The organism is Psychrobacter sp. ANT_H59, assembly GCF_008369225.1.
Taxonomy (GTDB): Bacteria; Pseudomonadota; Gammaproteobacteria; order Pseudomonadales; family Moraxellaceae; genus Psychrobacter; species Psychrobacter cryohalolentis.
Genome location: NZ_VOBE01000003.1, coordinates 423,393 through 448,457, shown reverse-complemented (window position 1 = coordinate 448,457; position 25,065 = coordinate 423,393). Strand labels below are relative to the sequence as shown.

Annotated in this window: 16 protein-coding genes; 11 read left to right on the top strand and 5 right to left on the bottom strand. The window is 42.6% G+C overall.

What is annotated here, in order from left to right:
- Positions 1 to 18: 18 nt before the first annotated feature.
- The 7 genes from pilQ to FQ083_RS07490 all read left to right on the top strand — a co-directional run bounded on the left by pilQ (position 19) and on the right by FQ083_RS07490 (position 13,880).
- Positions 19 to 2,397 (top strand): type IV pilus secretin PilQ, encoded by a 2,379-nt coding sequence (pilQ, locus tag FQ083_RS07520; RefSeq protein ID WP_133104808.1) that lies wholly within the window; start codon positions 19 to 21, stop codon positions 2,395 to 2,397.
- A 164-nt stretch (positions 2,398 to 2,561) separates the two neighbouring features.
- The gene (gene aroK / locus FQ083_RS07515; RefSeq protein ID WP_011514481.1) at positions 2,562 to 3,122 is read left to right on the top strand and encodes a shikimate kinase AroK; all 561 of its coding nucleotides are present in this window, start codon (positions 2,562 to 2,564) and stop codon (positions 3,120 to 3,122) included.
- An 81-nt stretch (positions 3,123 to 3,203) separates the two neighbouring features.
- A complete protein-coding gene (gene aroB, locus FQ083_RS07510) occupies positions 3,204 to 4,313 on the top strand; it encodes a 3-dehydroquinate synthase (protein WP_149409403.1) in 1,110 nt (369 codons plus the stop codon).
- Between the two features lie 173 nt (positions 4,314 to 4,486).
- A complete protein-coding gene (locus tag FQ083_RS07505; protein ID WP_149409402.1) occupies positions 4,487 to 5,623 on the top strand; it encodes a hypothetical protein in 1,137 nt (378 codons plus the stop codon).
- A gap of 801 nt (positions 5,624 to 6,424) precedes the next feature.
- Positions 6,425 to 10,888 carry a glutamate synthase large subunit gene (gene gltB, locus FQ083_RS07500; RefSeq protein ID WP_149409401.1) on the top strand — a complete coding sequence of 1,488 codons (4,464 nt, stop codon included), beginning with the start codon at positions 6,425 to 6,427 and terminating at the stop codon, positions 10,886 to 10,888.
- 197 nt (positions 10,889 to 11,085) lie between these two features.
- Positions 11,086 to 12,507: a glutamate synthase subunit beta gene (locus FQ083_RS07495; protein WP_011514477.1), complete on the top strand. Its 1,422-nt coding sequence runs from the start codon at positions 11,086 to 11,088 to the stop codon at positions 12,505 to 12,507.
- 161 nt (positions 12,508 to 12,668) lie between these two features.
- Entirely contained in the window at positions 12,669 to 13,880 is a 1,212-nt protein-coding gene (locus FQ083_RS07490; protein WP_149409400.1) for an FUSC family protein, read from the top strand.
- A 91-nt stretch (positions 13,881 to 13,971) separates the two neighbouring features.
- Here the strand turns inward: FQ083_RS07490 and FQ083_RS07485 are convergent, their stop codons facing one another.
- Entirely contained in the window at positions 13,972 to 15,096 is a 1,125-nt protein-coding gene (locus FQ083_RS07485; RefSeq protein ID WP_149409399.1) for a PotD/PotF family extracellular solute-binding protein, read from the bottom strand.
- Between the two features lie 265 nt (positions 15,097 to 15,361).
- Between FQ083_RS07485 and FQ083_RS07480 the strand changes: the two genes are divergently transcribed.
- On the top strand, positions 15,362 to 16,153 hold the full coding sequence (locus FQ083_RS07480; RefSeq protein WP_149409398.1) for a 3-oxoacyl-ACP reductase: 792 nt from the start codon (positions 15,362 to 15,364) through the stop codon (positions 16,151 to 16,153).
- 54 nt (positions 16,154 to 16,207) lie between these two features.
- Positions 16,208 to 16,471, top strand: coding sequence for a hypothetical protein (locus FQ083_RS07475; protein ID WP_149409397.1), 264 nt, complete (start codon positions 16,208 to 16,210; stop codon positions 16,469 to 16,471).
- A gap of 93 nt (positions 16,472 to 16,564) precedes the next feature.
- Here FQ083_RS07475 and FQ083_RS07470 read toward each other — a convergent pair whose 3' ends face one another.
- The 4 genes from FQ083_RS07470 to parC form a co-directional block, all read right to left on the bottom strand.
- Positions 16,565 to 17,383, bottom strand: a complete 819-nt coding sequence (locus tag FQ083_RS07470; protein ID WP_149409396.1) for a Cof-type HAD-IIB family hydrolase — start codon at positions 17,381 to 17,383, stop codon at positions 16,565 to 16,567.
- Positions 17,384 to 17,594: 211 nt separating this feature from the next.
- Complete coding sequence (locus FQ083_RS12835) at positions 17,595 to 18,506, bottom strand: hypothetical protein (protein WP_262880968.1); 912 nt, start codon at positions 18,504 to 18,506, stop codon at positions 17,595 to 17,597.
- An 87-nt stretch (positions 18,507 to 18,593) separates the two neighbouring features.
- Positions 18,594 to 19,802, bottom strand: coding sequence for a KAP family NTPase (locus tag FQ083_RS12830; protein ID WP_262880967.1), 1,209 nt, complete (start codon positions 19,800 to 19,802; stop codon positions 18,594 to 18,596).
- 106 nt (positions 19,803 to 19,908) lie between these two features.
- Entirely contained in the window at positions 19,909 to 22,206 is a 2,298-nt protein-coding gene (parC, locus tag FQ083_RS07460) for a DNA topoisomerase IV subunit A (RefSeq protein ID WP_149409395.1), read from the bottom strand.
- 527 nt (positions 22,207 to 22,733) lie between these two features.
- Here parC and FQ083_RS12660 point away from each other — a divergent pair.
- Both FQ083_RS12660 and FQ083_RS07455 read left to right on the top strand, forming a co-directional pair.
- Positions 22,734 to 22,883: a hypothetical protein gene (locus FQ083_RS12660; RefSeq protein ID WP_188004084.1), complete on the top strand. Its 150-nt coding sequence runs from the start codon at positions 22,734 to 22,736 to the stop codon at positions 22,881 to 22,883.
- A gap of 28 nt (positions 22,884 to 22,911) precedes the next feature.
- Complete coding sequence (locus FQ083_RS07455; protein ID WP_133104795.1) at positions 22,912 to 24,639, top strand: AMP-binding protein; 1,728 nt, start codon at positions 22,912 to 22,914, stop codon at positions 24,637 to 24,639.
- Positions 24,640 to 25,065: the final 426 nt, after the last annotated feature.

The window sequence follows — 25,065 nt, the reverse complement described above, 5'->3', positions numbered from 1 at the left end:
TTTTTTGAGGAATAAATAATGACAGTACGCAATAACAAGGTAATGACGATGAGCAACCGCGTATCTTCTACTTTTGCCATCTCTGCATTGGCAATGAGTATGGTAGCTGTAAGTAGCATTGCCCATGCCGAGCAGCGCATCAACAATGTCTCTGTGGTGCAGACTGCGCCAGCCGTAACGCAAATGCGTTTAGGGTTTTCAGGTGCGCCAGTATTACCAGCCGCTTATCAGCTCGACAATCCTAGCCGTTTGGTGCTGGATTTTGAACAGGTGCAAAACGGTCTTGCTAGTCGCTTTAAAGAATATAATATCGGTATGGTCAATGAGGTCACCACCTTAAATAGTGACAATACCACCCGTCTTATCGTTGGGCTAAAAAAGACGGGCAACTATACCACCGCGATTGATGGCAATGAATTATTGCTGACGATTACGGACCCTAATCGTCCAGTGATTGCTCCGGTGGTCACGAAAGTCATTACCAACGACCCTGTACAAGATGTCCTAAATGGCAATTCGGCTATTACTACCACGGCTGTGGTTACGCCCATTGTTGAAACCAGTAGCGTTGCTGTCGCGCCTATTAGAACCACAGTCACAAAAAACCAAGTACCTGCTGACACCATGGTCGTACGTGTCAACCCTTTATTAAGCCCACAACTTGCCTCTGCACAAGTCAGCAAGCAGTATAGCTATGATGGGCTAAGCGCTGTGAATTTTTCAGCAGGGAATGATGGCGGTGGTAACGTTAGTATCTCACTTGCCAATGAAGCGATTCCTGTAGACGTTCAGCGTCAAGGTAATAAGCTGGTTGTGCGTTTGACAGGCAGTACCGTACCTAGAAATCTGCTACGCCGATTGAATGTTAATGGTGGTTTGGTAGACAGTATTGATACTAAAAACCAAGGTCAAAATGGTGTTATTACCATCAATATGAAAGACGATTTTGAATATCAAGCCTATCAATCAGGCAGTCAGCTAAATATTGGTATCAGACGACCTGAGCTGCTACGTGAGCCGACGCTTGAAGAAAAAGTCTATACCGGTGCAGCGCTATCTATGGAGTTTCAAGATGTTGAGATTCGTAGTGTCCTAGATATCTTAGCGCAGTTTACAGAGATGAATATCGTTGCTAGTGATTCGGTCGCCGGTAATATTACCTTGCGCCTTATCAACGTACCTTGGGATCAAGCACTTGATATCATTCTTAAAAGTAAAAATTTGGGCAAACGTGAAAACGGTAACGTAATTTTGGTTGCGCCTTCAACTGAGCTTGCTGAACAAGAAGCACGTGAGCTTGAAGCCCAGCAAGCGGTTGAGTCTTATGCACCGTTACGTACTGAATATATCCGTCTAAGCTACGCAAAAGCGGCAGATGTCCTAACCCTGATCTCTCAAGGTAGTGGTGGCGCCTCTGGCGGTAGTAATACTGGCAGCGCCAATGCTAATACTAAAGATAGCAATAGCTTGCTCTCTAATCGTGGGACGGTAACAGTCGATGAGCGTACCAATACTTTGATTGTTAAAGATGTGGCAGCCAGCATTGAAAATATCCATAAGCTGATTGGTAAAATCGACATTCCTGTCCGTCAGGTCATGATTGAAGCGCGTATCGTTAGTGCGACTGATAGCTTTAGTAAAGAGATTGGAGTGCGTTGGGGTATCTTGTCAAATGGCGCTGCCAATAACCGGAACTTGTTGGTCGGTGGCAGTAACCAAACTTTATGGGACTTAAAAGATTTTGATGTGCAGACCACGACTATTAATGGTCAGACCGTCTCTTATCCTAAATACGATATTACTCGTCCTGACAATCTAAACGTTGATTTAGGCGTTGATAATCCAGCAGGTCGTATTGCCTTTGGTCTGCTAGGTATTTCTGATTTTATGCTCGATCTTGAGTTGTCAGCCATGCAAGCAGACAACCGCGGTGAAGTGATTTCTACGCCAAAGATTTTGACCTCTGATAAGCAAACGGCAAAAGTATCTTCTGGTACGCAGATTCCTTATCAAGAAGCATCAGCAAGTGGTGCGACTACTACTAGCTTTAAAGAAGCTGCTTTAAGTTTGGAAGCCACGCCAAATATTACTCCAGATGGTAAGATTGGTTTGCAGCTGCTAATCACCAATGGCACACCGACCATTATTAATAATCAGGTTGCCATCGCTGAAGACTCGATTTCTACTAACGTTATTGTTGAAGATGGTCAAACCATTGTATTGGGCGGCGTCTTTAAAAACCGTACTAATAATGGCGTCGATAAAGTACCTTTCTTAGGTGATTTGCCTTATATCGGTCGTGCCTTCCGTAAAGACGTGCGCAGCAATACCAAAGAAGAGCTGCTGATATTTATCACGCCGAAACTGATCAATGATGGTATTAGTCGCTTAGATTAGTCGGATTTTAGTTGGTTTTGAGTCATAAAAAGCAAGCCTTAGTGCTTGCTTTTTTAATGGTTGATTTTTAGGCTGGCAAGGATTTTACTAACAATAATCACAGCTCATTACTAGCCAGAATATCAATGACGTTGTATCATACCTAATTTAGCTGAGTGAGTACTATGGTTGAGGAATTACCGTCGGTATTTTTGGTAGGGCCGATGGGAGCAGGGAAGACCACAATCGGCAGATTACTGGCAAAGCAGCTCGGGCGCTCGTTTGTAGACAGCGATTGGTATATCGAATCGCAGACCGGTGCCGATATCGCTTGGATATTTGCCAAAGAAGGTGAAGCGGGCTTTCGAGAACGGGAAACGCGTGCAATCGATGAGCTAACACAGCAACCGCAAATTGTTTTAGCGACTGGCGGCGGTGCTGTGATGGCAGCTGAAAATCGTGAGTATTTAAAGCAGCGCGGTATCGTTATTTATCTCAACGCGCCTGTCGATGTACAAATGGCTCGTACTGCGAAAGACAAATCGCGTCCTTTATTACAGCAGCCAAACCCCAGAAAAATACTGCAAGGTTTATATAGCGCGCGTGATCCATTGTACAGGGAAGTAGCGCATATCATTATGCCAACAGGACATACGTATCCACGGCACATGGTCAATCAATTATTACAGCAGCTTAACTCATTTTGTATCTCTACGTCTGTCGATTCAGAGCCTGAAAAAGACTGATGTCAAAAAATGACTAGTATGACCAATATTATCGAATACCTATTTAGTTAAATTTTACTCGTAAGAATTAAGGAGATTTTCATGGCAACGCCACTGTTTCATGCTGACTTGACAGTACATACGCAAAGTCATGACTATCCAATCGTCATTACTGAAAACGCAATAGCAGAAAATAGCAGTATGGCTAGCCAAGTTGCCCCTTATATTACAGGTCGTCAAGTCCTTATCGTCACCAATGAAACGGTTGCGCCTTTATATTTAAAGGCTTTACAAGAGGAACTTGAAGCGCAGTTTACCGTGCAGGTGTGCGTGCTGCCAGATGGTGAACAATATAAGAACCAGTCGAATATCAATCAGATTTATGATGTGCTGATGGCAGCACATTTTAATCGTGATGTGACTCTGATTGCGCTTGGTGGTGGTGTCATTGGTGATATGACGGGATTTGCAGCGGCAAGCTTTATGCGCGGCGCCAATTTTATTCAGATACCAACCACCTTGCTGTCTCAAGTCGATTCAAGTGTCGGCGGTAAAACCGGTATCAATCATCCGCAAGGCAAAAACATGATTGGCGCATTCTGGCAGCCGCAAATGGTATTGGTAGATATGAGCACGCTCAAAACCCTGCCAGCGCGCGAGCTGTCAGCAGGGCTTGCTGAAGTTATTAAATATGCGCTGATTATGGATGCCGAGTTCTTGACTTGGCTTGAGCACAATCTGCCTGCAATGATGGCTTTAGATCTAGCGGTACTGGGTGAAGCGGTCAAGCGCTGTTGCCAGTACAAAGCTGATGTTGTCGCCCAAGATGAAAGAGAATCAGGTATACGCGCTTTATTAAATTTTGGTCATACGTTTGGTCATGTGATTGAAACTCATGAAGGTTATGGTAGTTGGCTACATGGTGAGGCAGTCGCTGCGGGCATGGTACAAGCGGCTGAGCTGTCGCAAAAAATCGGCTGGTTAACGAGCGATGAGGTTGCTCGTGTTAAGCGCATATTGTCATTAGCCAATTTACCGCTCACGCCGCCGCCTATTGAAGTTCAGACCGCTTTGGACTTAATGGGGCATGATAAAAAAGTGAAACACGGACAAATCCGCCTTATTTTGTTAAAATCATTGGGTGAAGCAGTATTAACCAATGATTTTGACCCGCATCTGCTCACCGATGTGCTAGCCATGCATGCACCGTAAGCTATAAAAGAACATATATTATAAATGGCTATGAGCAGTTAATTTTTCAATATAGAAATAGCACGGTACTAAAAGCGATTCTCTTTTATTTTGAAGTGAGTATAGAGCGCTTGGTTTTATCTGTATAATTTTTATGACCCTATCCTAAGCATATCTTTACCAAGGACACCTCCATGGCAGCATCTCGCTCGACGACTCGCACCGCGAGTCAATCCTATCGCCGTCAAGCGCTGATTTGGCTGATAGCGACTCTGATGTTGGGTGTGACCACCGCTTTGGTATGGATGTTTAGCCAAACGCCAGCGATGGGCGCCAAGATAGAAAACGCGCCCATAGCAGCGCCGAAAACACTGAGTGCGGAGCTTGAGCAGCCATTGAAAATTGAATCGCTGCATGAGCTTGATACTGACGTACAACCAATAAGTTTTGATGAAACGGTTCGTGATTTGCGCAGCTATCCTGATGAGTTTAAAGATAAGCGTTATCTGCTTGCCAACAAAGGCAAGTGGACAGTACAGGTCATGAATGTCGCTGAAAATGAGGTGATTGTCAGTTATCTAGAAGGACGTGAAGACCGTAGAAAATTTACATATTTCCGCTACCTTGATGAAAACGAGCAAGTCCGTTATATGCTGACCTATGGCTTGATGGGCAGTCCACAAGAAGCAGTTGGTGCGGCTAAGCTGATAGATTTTAAGCTGCCTGCCAATGTGCGAGTATTGCCTGAAGAGATCAATCGCTACGTCAGCATCATTGATAATTATGAGCGCCCTGATCCTGTAAAAGATTTGAGTACAAAACGCACCCGTGCCGTCAATCTGAGACCAGCCAAGCGTGAAGTGCCGCTACGTCAAAAAACACCTACGGTAAATAACAGTGAGCAAGCCGCAAGCAATGCGACCAACCGTACTCCTCAAGAATCGACCAATAGCAGTGCGACTGAAAGCATTCGTCAGTCCGTTGATACTTCTGATACCTTGACAGTTAATGAGGAGCGTATTTTCGGTATAGAAGAGCAATCTCCTACTACCTCAGCCCCTAAAAGTACTGATAATAACCGTAAGCCTGAGCAAGAAAGCAAAAAGCCTGTTGTATCTGGTGCTGATACTAATTCAGCGAAAAAACCACCAGTGGTTGCCACGCCTAAGGCGCCGAATAACACTGCCAATTCCAACAGTACAAATTTGGATAATAAAAATTCAAATGCAAGCTCGGCGAATAAAAATGCCAATAATAGCTCTAACAATGCGGCAGCGCCAAAAGCCAAAAACGACAGTATAAAAGAGCTCATCGAAGAAAAGAAAGACTAATTTTAAGTAAGCACATACGTCAAAAAGCCCACTAAAAAATACAGTGGGCTTTTTTTATGAATCATTTATTTATGGGTTATGATATCTTATATAACCAATAACAATATAAACACTTACAAAATCTGACGGATGAATCGGCAGAAAAGACTAGATTTTTTGTCAATCATTCACTAATATAAGGATGGGTGACGCTCTGTATAGTTATCGTAAATGGTCATTTGTTAGCTTCTAATTTAATAAGATTTTATTAGATCTAGGATAAATGAATAACAGAAAACATCATATCTCAAGCGCTGCTACTTGTTAGCTGGTTACTAGTTATCCGCTACGATCAGCATATCGCAAGTGGCGCAACTTCTCTTACTATCATCCTTATTAGGATTGTTAAGGCGCTTGAATATAGGCGTCTTATATTCACATTTGATGGATAAACTGCGTTTTTTCAGCTATTTACTAGTTTGATCATTGGAGATTATAAGATTCATATTGAAACCTATAGCCGACATAAGATCGACAAGTAGTCACGTTGAAGTGCTTAATATTTTGATTTGCGACGATTGATATTGAATACTTTTACCAAGTTATCCTATCAGTCCGCGTTAAATTGATGGCTCAAATGTTGCTAGCATACAGGGTGCTTTGATAGTTGTTCTTATCATACCCAGCGCACTGGCAATAATTTTTCTGCTCGCGCTTTGTTAATCCGGATATGTAAATATAATCCAGCCCGTTCTGCTTGCGGAAAACGGTTTGTGCATCACATTGGTTGCATAAACTTCCGCTTACTTAAAAGGACCAGCTATGTCAATGATTTCCTCCCATACGCATTTGGCCTCGCCAGATGACTTTTCTGACAATTGCGGTTTTGGTTTGATTGCTCATATTGAGGGTCAGGCCAGTCATGACTTGGTAAAAACAGCCATTCACAGCCTAAGTTGTATGACCCATCGTGGCGGCGTGGCAGCTGATGGCAAAACCGGTGATGGTTGTGGTTTATTATTAGCGACGCCCGTTGCCTTTTTTAGAGACATTGCAGCAGAGCAACAGTTTGAGATAACGGATAACTTCGCGGTTGGTATGGTATTCGTCAATCCAGATACGGCAACGGCTCAGCATAGCCTACAAGTATTAAATGAAGAGATTACCGCACAAGGCTTAGAAGTAGCCGGCTGGCGCGATGTACCACTTGATTTAAGCATTGTCGGTGAAATTGGGCGTCAGACATTACCAGATTTTAAGCAAGTATTTGTCAATGCGCCGGATGGTTTAGCGGCAGATGATTTTAATCGCAAGCTGTTTGTGGCGCGTAAAAAATCTGAGCAACGCTTGGTTGATGATGAGCTGTTTTATGTCTGCTCATTGAGCTGTCAGACTATTATTTATAAAGGTTTGGTGATGCCATCAGACTTGCCAGCTTTCTTCTTAGATTTGCAAGATGCGCGTTTGGCGTCGCATATTGTGGTATTCCATCAGCGCTTTTCAACCAATACGCTACCGCGCTGGCCACTAGCCCAGCCTTTCCGCTATCTGGCGCATAATGGTGAGCTAAATACCATCTCCGGCAACCGCAGCTGGTCTGAGGCGCGTACGCCAAAATTAAAATCAGATAAATTACCCAATTTGAATGAGTTAACGCCTTTAGTTAATAGTAGTGGCTCAGACTCATCTAGCTTAGACAATATGCTAGAAGTTCTGATGTCAGGCGGTATGAGCTTGTTTCATTCGATGTCAATACTTGTGCCACCTGCTTGGCAGAATGTCGATAGCATGGATATGGACTTGCGGGCATTTTATGAGTTTTACTCGCAGCATATGGAAGCATGGGACGGTCCTGCAGGTCTCGTGATTCAAGATGGTCGCTATGCCGTCTGTATGCTGGATCGGAACGGTCTGCGTCCATCACGTTGGGTAACGACGAAGAATGGTTATATTACGGTCGCCTCAGAAGTGGGGGTTTGGGATTATAAGCCAAAAGACGTGCTCGCTAAAGGTCGTGTTGGACCCGGTCAGATGCTGGTCATTGATACTCAAACCGGTCAAATAATGGATACCAAAGCCATTGCGACCTTGCTTAAAAAGGCGCATCCGTATCGTAAATGGTTACGTGACGAGGCAACTCGTATCCGTGATGATGAGCGCTTAGAAGAAGAGTTAGCAGCGCAGGCATGTCGCGGTGAGCCGCTAAAAGCATTGCAAAAAATGTATCACATCACCAATGAAGAACGCACAGAAATCATCCGTCCTAATGCCGAAAATGCCCAAGAACCAGTCGGTTCGATGGGTGATGATACGCCAATGGCAGTACTATCACAGCAGATCCGCCATGTCGGTGATTTCTTCCGTCAGCAGTTTGCACAGGTCACTAATCCACCGATTGATCCGCTACGTGAATCTATCGTCATGTCATTACAGACCTGTCTTGGTGCTGAAACCAATGTGTTTGCACCATCGGCACGTGACGCCCATCGCCTTATCTTGTCATCACCGGTGCTGTCAGCAAGTAAGATGCAGCAACTTGAAACTGTGAATGATCCTGCTTTTAAGATGGCACGTATCGACTTAAATTATGACCGTACATTAGAAATTTCCGCTGCCATTATCTCTATCTGCGAGCAAGTCGCCAGTAGCATTCGTGCTGGTCATACCTTGATTGTCTTATCTGATAAAGACATTGCGGTAGATAAAGTCCCTGCCAACGCCATAATGGTTACAGGGGCGGTGCATCATTATCTGATTGCACAAGGTATACGTACCGATGCCAATTTAATTATTGAAACCGGTCTGGCACGTGATTCACATCAAGTCGCGGTATTAATTGGTTTTGGTGCGACCTGCGTTTATCCTTATCTAGCTTATGACGTGATTGATGATTTGGTTGCGACTGGCGAGCTGCTTGGTGATCCGATTCAGGCACGGGTAAATTTCCGTAAAGGCTTAGATAAAGGTCTGCTAAAGATTTTATCAAAAATGGGTATCTCTACCATTGTATCGTATCGCGGTGCGCAGTTATTTGAAGCGGTAGGTCTTTCTGAAGAAGTGGTTAATCTGTGCTTTAAAGGCGTGCAAAGTCGTATCAAAGGCGCAACCTTTGCTGATTTGGCAGCAGATCAAGCGCAGCTTGCGGCAAATGCCTTTAAGCGTCGTGCCCCACTTGATCAAGGCGGCTTATTAAAATTTGTCTTTAATAAAGAGTATCATGCATTTAATCCTGAGGTGATTAATAGCCTACATTTGGCGGTACGAACTGGTAATTATGACAATTACCGTCAATATGCAGAAATTGTCAATAGCCGTCCGGTCGCTACTTTACGTGATTTACTACAGCTTAAAACGGACAATCCACTTGACGTTGATGAGGTTGAAGATATCTCAGCCATTTTGTCGCGTTTTGACTCTGCTGGTATGTCGCTAGGCGCGCTGTCGCCAGAAGCGCACGAAGCCATTGCTATCGCCATGAATACCATTGGTGGTCGCTCAAACTCAGGTGAGGGCGGTGAAGACCCTGTACGTTACGGAACACTGCGTAACTCAAAAATTAAACAAGTTGCCTCTGGTCGTTTTGGGGTAACGCCCGCCTATTTGCGTTCAGCAGAAGTCATGCAGATTAAGGTTGCTCAAGGGGCAAAACCTGGTGAAGGTGGTCAGCTGCCAGGTGGTAAGGTTAATGCTTTAATCGCCCGCTTACGCTACTCTGTGCCTGGAGTGACGTTGATTTCACCGCCGCCGCATCATGATATTTACTCGATTGAAGATTTGGCGCAGCTTATTTTTGATCTTAAGCAAGTCAATCCAGATGCTTTGGTGTCAGTTAAGTTGGTTTCGCGACCGGGTGTTGGCACGATTGCAACAGGTGTGGCAAAAGCCTATGCTGACTTGATTACTATCTCAGGTTATGACGGCGGTACGGCAGCATCACCACTGTCGTCTATCCATCATGCTGGCTCGCCTTGGGAGTTAGGTCTTGCTGAAACTCATCAATCATTACGCGTTAATGGCTTGCGTCATAAAGTTCGTATCCAAACCGACGGCGGTCTAAAGACAGGACTTGATGTGGTCAAAGCCGCCATTCTTGGTGCTGAGAGCTTTGGTTTTGGCACCACGCCGATGATAGCGGTCGGTTGCAAATACCTACGTATTTGCCATTTAAATAACTGTCCAACGGGCGTTGCCACTCAAAAAGCCCAGCTACGCGATGATCACTTCATCGGTGAAGCTGAAATGCTGATTAACTTCTTTAAATTTGTCGCAACCGAAACCCGCGAATGGCTTGCAAAGCTTGGCGTGCGCACGATGGAAGAGTTGGTTGGACGTACTGACTTGCTTGATATATTAGAAGGCAATACTGCTAAGCAACAGCATCTTGATTTATCGCCTCTATTATTTAGTCATCCTGCCAGTAGCGGCAAAGCGCAGACTTGTCAAGTTGAGCGCAATGAGCCATTTGATAAAGGCTTGCTTGCTGAGCAGATGATTAGTGATATGCTGCTGAATATTCGTCAAGGCAATGGTGGCGACTATAGTTATTACGTTGGTAACTGTGATCGCTCGATTGGGGCGCGTATCTCAGGCGAGATTGCAGAGTTATGGGGTAATCTTGGCATGAGTGACAAACCCATTAAGCTGCACTTGACCGGAACAGCAGGACAAAGTCTAGGTGTTTGGAATGCTGGTGGCTTGCATATTGAACTTGAAGGCGATGCCAATGATTATGTTGGTAAAGGCATGGCAGGCGGTGAGATTGTGATTTATCCACCAAAAGACTCAAGCTTTGTGACGCAAGATACTGCTATTGTAGGTAATACCTGCTTGTATGGTGCAACAGGTGGCAAGCTATATGCTGCTGGTACGGCAGGGGAGCGTTTTGGCGTTCGTAACTCAGGTGCTCATGCTGTTATCGAAGGCACAGGCGACCATTGCTGCGAGTATATGACGGGCGGTATCATCACCATACTTGGACGTACTGGTCTTAACTTTGGCGCAGGCATGACAGGTGGATTTGCTTATGTACTCGATCTGGAAGGTGATTTCTTTGATCGCTGCAACCATGAGTTGATTGATTTAAATCGTATCTCAAGCGAGCAGATGGAAAGCCATCGTATCTACTTACAGCAGGTCATCGAAAGGCATGTCGATAAAACGGGTAGCGCATGGGGGCAGACCATATTAGCGGACTTCGAGCATTATGCGCGTAAGTTCTACTTGGTTAAGCCAAAAGCAGCAAACGTTGCAACTTTGCTTAAAACCACGACCGCTGATCCGCAATAATTGATCTGATTTATTGATAGCGTTGTGTACCATAATATATAGATATTAGAGGTGCACGACGTTATTCTAAAGATGAATTTATAGATGTTTTGAGCAGGTAAATGACAGCCTATATAAGTAAATTTGCCTCATTGAGGCTGCCTATATCGACTGTCGTTAGCCACTATAAAAGACCCCTATATAAAAGAGATAATACCATGGCAAAACGCTTAGAAAATAGTTTTCAGTTTTTAGATGTGCCAAGGCTTGAGCCGATCAAAAAAGACATCGCCACGCGTTCAACAGAGTTTGTTGAAATTTATCAGCCGTTTGAAAGTGAATCAGTCGCTCAGCAATCGCATCGCTGTTTAGAATGTGGCAATCCGTATTGTGAGTGGAAATGCCCTGTACATAATTACATTCCTAATTGGTTAAAACTAGCCGCTGAGGGTCAAATTTTCCAAGCTGCAGAATTGTGTCATCAAACCAATACTTTGCCTGAAGTCTGTGGACGTGTGTGCCCGCAAGACCGCTTATGTGAAGGCTCTTGCACACTCAATGACGGCTTTGGTGCCGTGACGATTGGCAATGTCGAGAAGTATATCAATGACACTGCTTTTGCCCTCGGCTGGCGTCCTGATATGTCTAAAGTAATTTGGACAGACAAGAAGGTTGCCATCATTGGAGCAGGACCTGCAGGTCTTGGCTGCGCAGATATCTTGGTTAGAAATGGCGTCAAACCCGTTATCTTTGATAAACGCCCAGAAATTGGTGGTTTGTTAACTTTCGGTATTCCAGAGTTCAAAATGGAAAAAGACGTCATGCGTAATCGACGTGTCATCTTTGAAGGCATGGGCATGGAATTCCGCCTTGAGACAGAAATTGGTACCGATGTCAGTATTGATGAGCTGCTCGGTGAGTATGATGCTGTATTTATGGGTATGGGTACTTATACCTATATGCGTGGTGGCTTTGCTGGTGAAGAGTTGGAGGGTGTGTATGACGCTCTAGATTACCTGATTGCCAACGTCAATCGCTGTAATGATTGGGAAAAAGACTCAGGCGAGTATATCGACCTAAAAGGCAAGAAAGTTGTGGTGTTGGGTGGTGGCGATACCGCGATGGACTGTAATCGTACCAGTATTCGTCAAGGTGCTGAGCAAGTATTCTGTGCTTATCGCCGTGATGAGGAAAATATGCCAGGCTCACGTCGTGAAGTGGTCAATGCACGCGAAGAGGGGGTTGAGTTCTTATTTAACCGTCAACCGACTGAAATAATTGGCTTAAACGGTAAGGTTAATGCGGTAAAAGTAGTAACGACGCATCTAGGCGCACCAGACGAAAACGGTCGTCAGTATCCTGAGCCAATTGCCAACTCAGAAGAGATTATACCTTGTGATGCAGTGATTATGGCATTTGGTTTCCGTCCAAGCCCTGCGGATTGGTTTGACGCGCAGCAGATTTCTATGGACAAATCTGGTCGAGTATTGGCAGCGGAAAAACAAACCTTTAAGTTCCAAACCAATAACCCTAAGATCTTTGCCGGCGGCGATATGGTGCGTGGCTCTGATTTGGTGGTCACTGCCATTTGGGAAGGTCGTGAAGCCGCTGAAGGGATTTTAGATTATTTAGAAGTTTAGTAATTAGCCTGATTGACACCCAAATGCTCACTTAACTTTGCCTTTTTCTGGTGATGTGCGAGCTTGTTTTGACACTTAACGTCTTTTATCTTTTAATAGGTAAAAGGCGTTATTTTTATGCTTTTTTTAATTCTAATTCTCATTCTCATTAATGATAAGAGATGTGCTGCGTGAAGCCGACTTTTTTACAACGATTTACTGCTCCTGTGATAGAGCCATACGCTCGCTATCAGCATGCTGATGTGCTGCATGCTATACGTTTGGGCATGGCAGTTATACTCGCTTTATTAGTCAATAAAGTCACCAATTTTCCACATGGAGAATGGACGACTATCACTGTTTTTATTATTCTAGGATTGCTACAGTATCAAGGTGCAATTTATACTAAGGCTAAAGAACGAGTACTTGGTACTTTATTGGGTATTGGTGCTGCGCTCGGTATTGTATGGTTTAGTCAAGGCGTAGGGACATGGTTGTGGGTAGATTATGTCATCATCGGACTGATGAGTGGTATTATTGGCTATCTGGCGATTAGGAATCTTGGCTACACAGGGTTATTGACTGGTATAACCATGTTGATGATTGTCTCAGATTTGGGTCAAAGCACTATCGGCCAAGATGGTATCTACCGTGCCCTCAATATTTTACTTGGTACGGGCCTTGCCGTTGCAGCGACATTGATTTTGCCATTGAAGTCCACATTGATGTGGCGATTCTTACTGGCTAGTAACCTCGATGCTTGTAGTAATCTTTATGCTAGAGTAGGCAATCATATCGATACTGCTGAAGAATTGATTGATGGTGCTGTTCAGTACGTCAATCCAACAGTCTTTGCCGTACCTGTTAACAAAGCCTTAGTGATAGAGCTACAGCAGATCAATAAAAGACTCTTAGCGGTACGCCCCCATTTAGCAGCAACAACGAGCGAGTCTGGTATCGATAAAGAGACAATTGAGAGTATTCAACGTACCCACCGAAATATTATTGGTACGATTGATCTGCTGCTAACGGCAGCACCGCGCTTAGCCAGTATCGAGATCGATGAGGATAATCATATCCTGCTCATACATTATCAGCATGAATTAACCCAAGTGATGCAACATATGGCAGCAGTGTTGCGTAGCCCAAGTGATGAGGTGTTTCGTCCCATTACGCGTATTACCTTATCAGAATATCCAAGCGTAGAAAATTTAGGCTTTGAATGGCAGGGCTACTTTTGGTTGACACAAACTTTACAAGTGCAATTACAGCAGCTCAGTGACTTATTACAAGAGACTAAGCCGCAGTGGTTTGCGGCTTCTGGTCTGCGCTACCAGCGCCGTGAACAACGACGTATAGAGGAGCATGGCGGTGAAACAGATTTGCATTTATAAATAAAAAACGCTGACTCTATAAAGTCAGCGTTTTTTTACAATCATAATTATTAAAAACGGCTATCAAAAATCGGCCATTAATAAACAATGATTAACGACCAGTTTTTAGCTTATCCCAATACTGTTGATACACCTGCAATGCTTCATCACCAACATCTTCTTGGAATTCAGCTTTTGCCAATACGTCTTTACTAGGATATATGGTTGGATTATTTTTGACGTCATCTGGCATCATTTCACGTGCCGCAATATTAGGCGACGCATAACCTATCTCTTCACTAACAATTTTGGAGTTCTCAGGACGTAGCAGATAGTCTATAAACTTGTGGGCTGCATCAACTTGCGTGGCGTTTTTAGGAATGACAAAATTGTCCATCCATAATATCGCACCTTCGGTTGGGTATTTATACACCAAACTGGTGAGACCTTCACTATTAGCAATGATAGCTTCACCATTCCACGTCATACCGACGCTGGTTTCACCTTCCATATATGGCATACGTGAAGCATCTGAGTTAAAGGTTTTTACATTCGGCATCAAAGTGGTGAGCTTCTCATACGCGGCTTTAATTTCGTCAGGATTTCTACTATTGCCAGAGTAGCCTAGGGTTAATAGCGCCATGCCAAACACTTCGCGCATATCATTCATCAGCATCACTTGACCCTTATACTCAGGACGCCATAAGTCATTCCAACTATTGACCGTGGCTGGATCAACCGTCTCGCCATTGATAGCAAGACCGGTGCTGCCCCACATATAAGGAATCGAGTATTTGTTTTCTGGGTCAACTTTGGTATTGGTAAAAGAAGTGTCAAGGTTTTTAAAATTGCTCAATTTAGACTTATCAAGCTCTTGTAGCAGACCTTCTTTTGCCATTTTTTCGACATAATACGTCGATGGAATCGCCAAATCGTATTGGCTAGAATCATCAAGCAGTTTTAGCTTGGCATACATGGCTTCATTAGAGTCAAAGGTGGTGTAATTGACTTTGATGCCGGTTTCTTCAGTAAAGCCGTCAAGTATTTCTTGTGGCATATACTCTGACCAGTTATAAAGGTTCAACGTGACATCGCTGGTAGCCGAACTATCGATAGGCGCGTTATCAGATTTGCTACAGCTGCTAATAGAGAGCCCGATGGCGGCACAGAGCAATGCTTTCGGCAGTATTTTGATAGAGGCGCGAGTAGACCAATTGGATGAAGATAAATGGGACAAAATGTCTCTCCTAAATTAGGGCAAAAGGTGAAAAGCGGGCGCATGATTCGTCATAAAATTAATTCATTATACGGTTATGATCATGGTAAGTCGAAATTTACAGGGCAGTGATTTAACTGCGTTCAGCACTAGCCAATGCTAGGAGTACTGCTCATGAAATGATAGCAATCAATCGTGCTATGATAAGCGTGACTTGGCCTTTAGCCAGAGCTCTTTAAGTATAGTCATACTCTAACCATAACATAATAATAAAGGATACAACATCATGGCTCAAACCGTTATTCCGACACTTCTTACTGATAAAGTTGCTATCGTCACAGGCGCCAGTCGTGGTCTCGGTGCTCAAATCGCCATTCAGATGGCAGCGGCAGGCGCGAGCGTTTGCGTGAATTATTTGCATAGTAAAGAGGCGGCTGAAAAAGTGGTTGCTGATATCGAAGCAGAAGGCGGGCGTGCTTTTACTTATCAAGGGGATGTAACTGATTTAGCACAAATGCAAGCAATGGCAGCAGAAGTTATAGAACGTTTCGGATGTATTGATATATTGGTCAACAATGCCTTGCCGAGCTATCAGTTTAACCCGAGTGCTGATTACACCAGTATCGAGACTGTGAAATGGGCACATTTTTCTCAGCAAATTGACGGCATTGTCCAAGGTGCCGTCAATACAGTACAAGCGGTATTACCGCAAATGAAAACTCAGCAGATGGGTAAGATTATCAATATTTCAACCAACTTGGTTTACAATCCGGTGGTCACTTATTATGACTATACCACTGCAAAATCTGCATTGATTGGTCTGACACGTAATCTAGCAGCGGAGCTTGGGCAACATGGTATTCGTGTGAACTTACTAGCAGGTGGACTATTAAAAACGACTGACGCTAGTAAATTAACCACTGAAGATGTGTTTGATTATATCGCCACCACTACACCACTACGCCAAGCGACCTCAGTTGCCGACTTTGCAAATTCAGTACTATTGATGGCATCTGACTTGAGCTCAGCTATTACTGGTCAATCTATCGCCGTTGATGGCGGTTTAACGATGCCTTAATAGTAGAATTATTTTTCGGTTACTAAATTGATTTAATTGTACAAGAGAGACGAGATGACGAACCGTAAAATCGCTGGCATTATTACTGCTATTATAGGACTGTGCGCCATCATCGCTTTTTTCAATGATGGTATGAACACGTCCTTGTTAAGCTGGCCATGGGAAGCTTATCTTGGCGTGGCATTCACTATTGGCTGGTTGACCAATTTACCCACTTTTTTGGCTTATTTAATCGCTGCATTGATCTTTGTTTTGATCGCTGTCGCACTTTATAAAATAGGTAGTTGGCTTTATGGATTAGTATTTAAACGCAGTTAAATGTAGTGATAGATCAGAAGAATGGTCTGCCTATTTGCAGACCATTCATCTGCTTGACTAAACTCATAAATAACCCTATTCAAGCCCACACTGTCACGATGCTATATGCAAATGATCGAGTACAGCTTGTATTCCATATTCTTCAATTGTCCCAGTGACAAAATCCGCACGCGCGATCAGTTCAGGTTTCGCATCGCCCATTGCCACCGCATAGCCGACCAAATCAAACATCTCTAAATCATTTAGCCCATCACCAAATGCCATACAATCCTTTGCATCAATATCGTAATGCAGACATAAATCGATGATACCGCGTGCTTTAGATGCCTCGATTGGTAATATATCTGCGCCAATATGATGCCAATGCACCAGTTTCAAATCATCTTGGGCAAAGTCAATTTCCTGCATTTTCTCTTCTTGAGTGTTAAAGAATACCGAGCATTGATAAACCGTATTTGCCTTATGATAATCTGGATCAAGGATAGAATTAGGCGTTATCGCATTGTATTCACGCAGGCGCGCGTTTTCATGTGACCATGCAATATGCGTTGCCGAATCAAATTTGTGAATGAGTTCACTTTTTTGGCATAGCATTACAATCTTGTTGGTCTGCGTATCGGTTAATGGATAATGACTAATCATGCCATCTTTATTAAAACTATATTGTCCATTCATACAGATAATGGCATCTAATACATCAGCCTCAAGCAAGGCTAATATATCAGCAGGCAATATGGCTTTGGAACGTCCGGTGGAAATCACCAGTTTAATATCAGTTTGGGCAAGCGCTTCCAGCGTTGCTTGATTGTGCGCGGCGATAACACCGTTACGGCTTAAGGTGTCGTCGATATCAAAAAATATAATTTTGGGGGTGGGGGTAGGGTTGTCTTTATTTTGAGTTAGTTTTTGCATGAAAGTCCTTGTTTATTGAAGTAGCAGTTTTCTTATTAGTTATAGGGATCAGCAAATAGTTAATGCGGAATAAGGCTGGTTTTTTTGCTCATTGGCAGATCCTAATTTAAAAGAATAGTTCAAATTAAAAGTTGAATGATAGGATATATTTTATTAGGCACTAATACTGTTGGTGCGCAGAATGTATATTAAGCATCATAATAGTCATCAACTATATTCTAAACTTTTCTACATTCTTGATGTAAGGCCTATTAAAATTATCTAACTCAAGAATTGTATAGAAAATATTTCTACTAAAATCTTTTCTATACAACCAAATAAACTGTTGAGGAATAATCAACTCTCTGTCTTCATCACGACTTTTCAATGTTGGATATTCATTTAGATTAACTATTAAGTCAGGATGGCTCTGTTCAATTGATTCAAATAGAATTGAAATATCAATAATTTTGGATAAGCTTTTATAAGTAGCTTCATCAAAACCTTCTTTACCTGTAGTTCCATTCGTAAGACTCGTAAAAGTAGGAACGTAATCGTTAAGGATTCTATAAACAGTTGCTGGATCTGAGCTAACTAATAACTTTACATAACCATTCAAGCGGTTTTTATCTGCATACTCACTTAATATCCAAAAAATACGTGATACCAAATCAGGTTTTTCAGAAGTGATGTCAATATTCTCAATCTCAGAAAACACTTTGTTTCCTAGATATTCACCTAACTCTTTTCTCTCCTCTGAACTAAAACAGTCAGGTTTAGGATTCTCGTTCTCACTGTGATATAGCCACCTAAATAATTCAATTTGATATTCAAGTGTTGGAGCATTGTCAAGTGTAAGTTTCGCAATGTTTATCTGCTTATTTTTACCAGTATTAATTATCATATCTGCAATTAATACTACAGATTGGACAAGAGGATTAAATGAAAGAAAGGTTCTCGTATCAGGAATAATATCACCAACTTGCGCTATAGATAAAATAAGAGGCTGGTAATTCCCACTACTCCAATCAATTTGACTACGTAGCTTTTGTATTACCTTTTCAGTGTTTTCAGATGTTATAAAATCTCTTAGTGGGTTAGTTTGATAACTATAAGGCTCATTCCAGTCATTTATATCTTGCAATACTTGTGTAACTGCTATGTCAGATACATCACTAGGTGATACTGAGTAACCAAAGTATCTTGAAAAGTAGTTTTTCGAACATATTTTTTAGTTATAATTCCAAATTTTATGAGAGTCTCCTGAGTAATGCATTCTTCCATATACAGCTTGTAATTTAGGAAAAATATTCTTTAACAGTTCTTCTAAGTCTTCTTTATTACTTGACGCAGTTGTACTCAGTGCATTGTCAATTAGTGTTTTAATAAGTTCTTTGTCTGCGTCATGAAATGAACCACTACTTGTAGAGAACGTTCCGACAAATAGTTTCTCATTATCTCTGATGGATTCGTATAACTTAGGATAAAAAGCTCTAATCCCTTCAATTAACATCAGGTCAACAGGGTTGACTTCACCTTTTAAAATAGGCAAAGAAAACGTAAGAATATTGCCATAAAGTTTTGCTTTTCTTGGTGTAGTGATACAGCTATCAAATGCAGAGACAAAATTGCGAGCAAACTCTTGAGCTTGCTCATCAGTTAGTTGAATGTTGGCTAACTCAAGAGCTGTATCTACCCCTTGAAAACAGAAACTTCTTAAAGTTTGTTTATCTATATATGGTAAGTGCAATGGCACTTGAATAATTTTTTCTAGAAATGCTTCGCCTGAATTGCCTTGAGAGGTCGAATATCTATCTTGTAAAGATGAGGCGACAATATCTTTATCAAATGCGAGAACATAAGAGGTGTACTTAAAATCTGCTGTCAATTTTACTAGACGAAACAGGGCATAAATTTCCGTCTTATCCAACCTATCTACATCATCAATCAATATTAATACACGCTTCTGAGATTTTTCTAGAAGTTGTTCAGTTCTAGTTTTAAAAGTGTTTATGTCAGGCATTGAAATGAAAGAGGTTGCAATTTCACCGACTCCTCCAATTCCAGCTAAAGAAGCCAAAGGTGAAATTACTTTCTTACCAATGTCTTTAAGCGTATCTCCTGTTGTTTCCAGTTTATCATCTAAGGCTTCAGCTATTTGATTGAAGAAACCCATTAAAAGCTGGTCTTCTGTACCAAATCGCCAAGGATTAAATTTAATACATATAACATCATCGTTTGCATTAAGAGATTGTTCAATAAAGTTAAGAACTGAGGTTTTACCATCGCCCCATTTGCCATAAAGACCAATTACGATACTACTTGGATCACGACGATTAGCAATTACTTGTGCTACTCGTTCAGAAAACTTCCAACGAGAGAATATATCTTCATCTTCAGTAGAAACTGGGGCATCGGACGAATAGTTTTCAGTTGTCATTCCAATCCTTAATAAACTGAGTTTTTGATCAATATAGGTATTTATATTTTAAAAGGTGGGTTTCGGTATAGCTCTACCCATGCTACTTAATCAAACTTAAGATTTACTACCCAACCTCAACACTCGTCACATTCTGGAAGCCTCTTGGCAGCTGACCACCACGATTACCACGCGTTCCCGTATAGTTAGCTAAGTCCATTGGCTTGAGGGTCACATGACGCTTGCCAGCGGTGATGATTAAGCTGTCCTGTTTACTGAGTGGCGTGATGATAAGTACCTCTTCATCACCTTTTAGGGTAATCATTTTGTTACCCTTACCACGCGCCTGTTCAGGCAAATCATTGAGGGCGAAGATTAATAAATAGCCTGCATTAGTCACCACTGCGAGATGATCAGGTATGGCTTTTACGCCTTCGCTATCGTCGCTACTAGCGTCTGTATTGATGTCAATACGCGCAACAGGTAACAGCTTACTATCAGCCGCTAGATTAATGATGTTTTTACCTGCTTTTTGATTGCTATCGAGGTTGCCGATAGTATTGATAAAGCCGTAACCTTGCGAGCTGGCAAGGAGGATACGCTGGTCATTATCACCGGTTAGCAATTGCTCAAAAGTTGCACCTGCTGGCGGTTTTAAGACGCTGGTCAGCGGATCACCTTGACCACGTGCTGAGGCAAGGTTGTGGGCGTCGATACTATAACTGCGTCCGGTACTATCGAGCACGTAGATCTTTTCATTAGATTTAGCGCGGACGTGCGCTTGATAGCTGTCACCTGAGCGATAAGCCATGCCAGCAGCATCGACGTCATGACCTTTAGCCGCGCGTATCCAGCCCGCTTTCGATAGGATAGCGGTGACAGGCTCGCTTGGTACGAGGTCAGATTCTTTGAGCGCTTGCGCTTCTTCGCGTTCTGCCAATTGCGATACGCGCTCGTTGCCGTGTTCTTTCATATCAGCAGTTAGCTCATCAATCATCAAATTGGTCAGGCTATCTGGATTGTCCAAGTATTCTTGAATGATAGCGCGTTCAGCCGCCAGCTCATCTTGCTCGCGGCGTAGCTCAATCTCCTCTAACTTTGCCAACTGACGCAGACGAATATCCAAGATAGCATTGGCTTGGATTTCAGTCAGGTCATAATCTTGCATTAATGATAATTTTGGGTCGTCTTCTTCACGAATGATGCGAATAACTTCATCGATATTCAGATACGCAATCAGCAAACCTGCAAGGATGTGCAAGCGTTTATCAATTTTATCAAGGCGATATTGCAAGCGGCGCGTGACCACTGTGCGGCGACAGATGAGCCATTCTTCAAGGATTTCTTTAAGGTTTTTAACCTGCGGCTTACCATTTAAGCCAATCATATTCATATTGACGCGGTAATTGCTTTCAAGGTCGGTACTGGCAAACAGATGGCTCATTACTCTCTGCACGTCGACGCGGGTAGATTTTAGCTCAAGCACGATACGGCAAGCGTTTTCGTGGTCTGACTCATCATGAATATCAACAATCCAAGGCAGCTTCTTATCGGTCATCAGCTTGGCGATTTGCTCTTGAATTTTATTGCCTGAGACTTGGTAAGGAAGGGCATTGATGATGACAAGATTTTTCTCTTTCGGATCAATATGGAAGGTCGCCCGCATTTTATAGCTGCCACGTCCAGTCTCGTATATCGCTTGCAAGTCTTTTTTGCTGGTGATGATCTCAGCTGGGGTTGGCAAATCAGGCGCTGGTATCGATTGAGTTAATTGCTTAACCGATAGCTCAGGGTTTTTGAGCAGACGAATCGCTGCGCGTACCACCTCATTCAGGTTATGCGGCGGAATATCCGTTGCCATACCGACGGCGATACCCGTTGTACCATTTAATAAAATATTGGGCAGGCGGGCAGGCAGGGTGGTTGGCTCCAACATCGTACCATCGAAGTTATCTTGCCAATCAACCGTACCTTGACCAAGTTCCGCGAGCAAGGTATTGGCATAAGCAGACATTTTGGCTTCGGTATAACGCATGGCCGCAAATGATTTCGGATCATCTGGGCTACCCCAGTTACCTTGACCAGTGATGAGTGGATAGCGATAGCTAAACGGCTGTGCCATCAGTACCATCGCTTCATAACAAGCGCTGTCGCCATGCGGATGATATTTACCCAACACGTCACCGACTGTACGCGCAGATTTTTTCGCCTTCGCTGTCGATTTTAGCCCAAGCTCGCTCATGGCATAAACAATACGGCGCTGGACAGGCTTTAGACCATCAGCAATATTTGGCAGCGCCCGATCCATGATGACGTACATGGCATAATTAAGATAGGCTTGCTCAGCGAACTCTGCCACTGAGCGCGTATCCATTGGTTCATTTGCAAGGATTGGGTCAAGCGTGTGATCGATAACATCGGACATAAAATAGGGTTCACTTATCAGTTTTAATAGGTATAAAAAATCGGTGCAATCGTGCAAATAGGATAGTGCTATCCTAAAGGATATTGGTGCAATTAAAAAGCCACTACTCAGTATAAACGACAGTGCATGACGTGCTTAAGCTAATGGTCTTATTAAGCATGATGATCCTATAACGTTTTGGTCGATAGTTTTTAGAATATAAGATGAGTGTCGTTCATGTTACTGTTTTTATTCTCTTACTTATCACATTAACGTTTTCATCCCTATAGCCTTAACAATGCTCATAATCATAAAATCGATGCAGGCAAGCAGTGTACAGGCTAAGCGCTTATCGTTTTGCTCAATGTCACTTCCAGATTTTAATGGATTCTATCTACGAATAGACGATAAATACTTATCAACAAAAAGTGGGTTAATTCCTCGGAATCCTAATTAACTCACTGATATAAATGTAAATATTGACCGTCAAGTTACTTTACGAACTCAAGTAGCATTTTTTTGTATTGAGTAGTTTGTATAAAGTGTGTATGTTAAACAATAAAGGGCTATTTACCGCTAAATTGTTGACTCATCACAATATCTTTGCACCGCCAGCCTTGCTTGCCATCACTGTGGTGAGCTTGCGCACCGAGTTTTTGTACGTTTATCACATTGTGATAATTATGGGTTTACAGTAGCGCATTATTTATTAGGAGAAGTAAGATTATGGAAAATCAAGGTAACCAGATCCGTCGTAACGATAAAGTATGGGTAAAAACTTATGAAAAGCTTGGTATTCAATATGATATTGATATGCCAGCCGCTAATACTTCTTTAATCGATATATTTGAACGGAATTTTGTTAAACATGCTGGTAAAACAGCGTTTGTGTGTATGGACGTCAAGCTTTCCTACGAAGATTTAGATCGCTATAGTAAACAAATTGCTGCCTACTTGCAGTCACTGGGGCTGAAAAAAGGCGATAAAGTCGGCGTTATGATGCCAAATATTTTGCAGCTACCAGTTGCAGTATTGGGTGTGCTGCGTGCGGGTATGACCTTGGTCAACGTCAATCCGCTTTATACCTCAAAAGAGCTTGAGCATCAGCTAACAGACTCTGATACCAAAGCATTATTTATTTTAGAGAACTTTGCCAAAACCTATGAAGAGATTGGTAAAGACTTGGTTGACCATGTCGTTGTAACCTCGATGGGCGACTTGATGAGCCCGTTGAAAGGCTTTATTGTCAATATGGTCGTGCGCCATGTGAAAAAACTGGTACCTGATTATAATCTTAAAAGCAGCACCAACTTTAAAACGGCACTGAATCGCTTTCCGGCGAAAAATTATAAACGTCCAGATAATATCTGCCTTGATGATATTGCTGTTCTGCAATATACCGGTGGTACCACAGGTGTGGCCAAAGGCGCGATGCTTACCCATGGCAACTTAGTTGCCAACCTGATTCAGTGTGATACCTATCTTGGTGACGCTTTCGATAAATTTGACGGTATGGCTGAGCAACCCGTTATCATGACGGCATTGCCGCTGTATCATATCTTCTCATTTACCGTTTGTGGCATGTTCGGCTTATATCGCGGCTGTATCGGTCTACTGGTGCCGAATCCACGTGATGGTGCAAGCTTGATCAAGGCTTATAAAGATTACCCACCTGCGTTTTTCCCAGCAGTTAATACCCTGTTTAATGCATTGGCGAACAGTGAGGTATTTAAAGCCTTAGATCATAGCAAGCTTGAGATGTCTATGGGCGGTGGCATGGCGGTTCTAAAAGATACTGCTGAGAAATGGCAAAAAATTACTGGTAACGTGATTGTACAAGGTTATGGTCTGTCAGAGACTTCTCCGGTTGCGTCTGCAAACCCACAGGGTAATGGTGAATTCTCAGGCAATATCGGTCTGCCGATGCCAGCGACTGACATGGCTATCTTGGATGAAGAAGGCAATGAAGTAGCCCTTGGTGAGCGCGGTGAGATTTGTGTTCGTGGTCCGCAAGTGATGAAAGGCTACTGGAAACGTGATGATGCTACGGCTGAAGTCATGACGTCTGACGGTTATTTCCGTACCGGTGATATCGGTGTGATGGATGAAGAAGGCTATTTTAAAATTGTTGATCGTAAGAAAAACATGATTTTGGTATCAGGCTTTAACGTGTATCCAAACGAAGTAGAAGATGTGATGTCCGCCCATCCAAAGATTTTGGAATGTGGTGTCATCGGTGTCGAAGACGAAAAGAGTGGCGAAGTACCGAAGATTTATGTGGTGCGTAGTGATGACAGCTTGACGAAAGAAGAAGTGCTTGCCTATAGCAAAGAAAACCTAACCGGTTATAAGCGTCCGCGTTACGTTGAGTTCATCGATGAGTTGCCAAAATCGAACGTCGGTAAGATTTTACATAAAGATCTACGCGTACTTGAAGAAAAGAACCACGGTTAGAATATTTACCATCAAGTTCAAAGCGCTTTTTATCTGCTTTCATCTTTATCTGTTAGTAAGAAGCAGGGATGAAAACCGCTTAGTAGTTGATGTGGCAGTTAGTAGAAACAGCCAGTAAAAATAGCTATGATATATTGTTGTAAAAGATGGTTATCAATGATGATAAGGTCGCTTATATAGGGCCTTATCATTTTTTTGTTTTCCTATTATGATTTGGTGGTATTCATAGAGAATTCTCCATAAAGCTGATATAGTCCGTATCGATATTTTTTGCACTTAACGATAAAAGTGTGGATTTTTTAGCCCAGAGCTTTCACAGAATGATCACTATAAAGCACTGTAGCCGTGTTAGCTTTAACGGTTTTATAGTAAATAATAGAGTTGAGGGTGAAGGTGATAATTTTGATTTAAAAGATTTGTGAATGA

What these genes read in the sequence shown, in the direction of transcription:
- FQ083_RS07475 (WP_149409397.1), top strand. Translation starts at nt 16,208, where the DNA reads ATGACGAACCGTAAAATCGCTGGCATTATTACTGCTATTATAGGACTG.
- aroB (WP_149409403.1), top strand. Translation starts at nt 3,204, where the DNA reads ATGGCAACGCCACTGTTTCATGCTGACTTGACAGTACATACGCAAAGT.
- FQ083_RS07495 (WP_011514477.1), top strand. Translation starts at nt 11,086, where the DNA reads ATGGCAAAACGCTTAGAAAATAGTTTTCAGTTTTTAGATGTGCCAAGG.
- FQ083_RS07505 (WP_149409402.1), top strand. Translation starts at nt 4,487, where the DNA reads ATGGCAGCATCTCGCTCGACGACTCGCACCGCGAGTCAATCCTATCGC.
- parC (WP_149409395.1), bottom strand. Translation starts at nt 22,206, where the DNA reads ATGTCCGATGTTATCGATCACACGCTTGACCCAATCCTTGCAAATGAA.
- FQ083_RS07455 (WP_133104795.1), top strand. Translation starts at nt 22,912, where the DNA reads ATGGAAAATCAAGGTAACCAGATCCGTCGTAACGATAAAGTATGGGTA.
- FQ083_RS07490 (WP_149409400.1), top strand. Translation starts at nt 12,669, where the DNA reads ATGTGCTGCGTGAAGCCGACTTTTTTACAACGATTTACTGCTCCTGTG.
- FQ083_RS12660 (WP_188004084.1), top strand. Translation starts at nt 22,734, where the DNA reads ATGTTAAACAATAAAGGGCTATTTACCGCTAAATTGTTGACTCATCAC.
- FQ083_RS12830 (WP_262880967.1), bottom strand. Translation starts at nt 19,802, where the DNA reads ATGACAACTGAAAACTATTCGTCCGATGCCCCAGTTTCTACTGAAGAT.
- FQ083_RS07480 (WP_149409398.1), top strand. Translation starts at nt 15,362, where the DNA reads ATGGCTCAAACCGTTATTCCGACACTTCTTACTGATAAAGTTGCTATC.
- FQ083_RS07470 (WP_149409396.1), bottom strand. Translation starts at nt 17,383, where the DNA reads ATGCAAAAACTAACTCAAAATAAAGACAACCCTACCCCCACCCCCAAA.
- aroK (WP_011514481.1), top strand. Translation starts at nt 2,562, where the DNA reads ATGGTTGAGGAATTACCGTCGGTATTTTTGGTAGGGCCGATGGGAGCA.
- gltB (WP_149409401.1), top strand. Translation starts at nt 6,425, where the DNA reads ATGTCAATGATTTCCTCCCATACGCATTTGGCCTCGCCAGATGACTTT.
- pilQ (WP_133104808.1), top strand. Translation starts at nt 19, where the DNA reads ATGACAGTACGCAATAACAAGGTAATGACGATGAGCAACCGCGTATCT.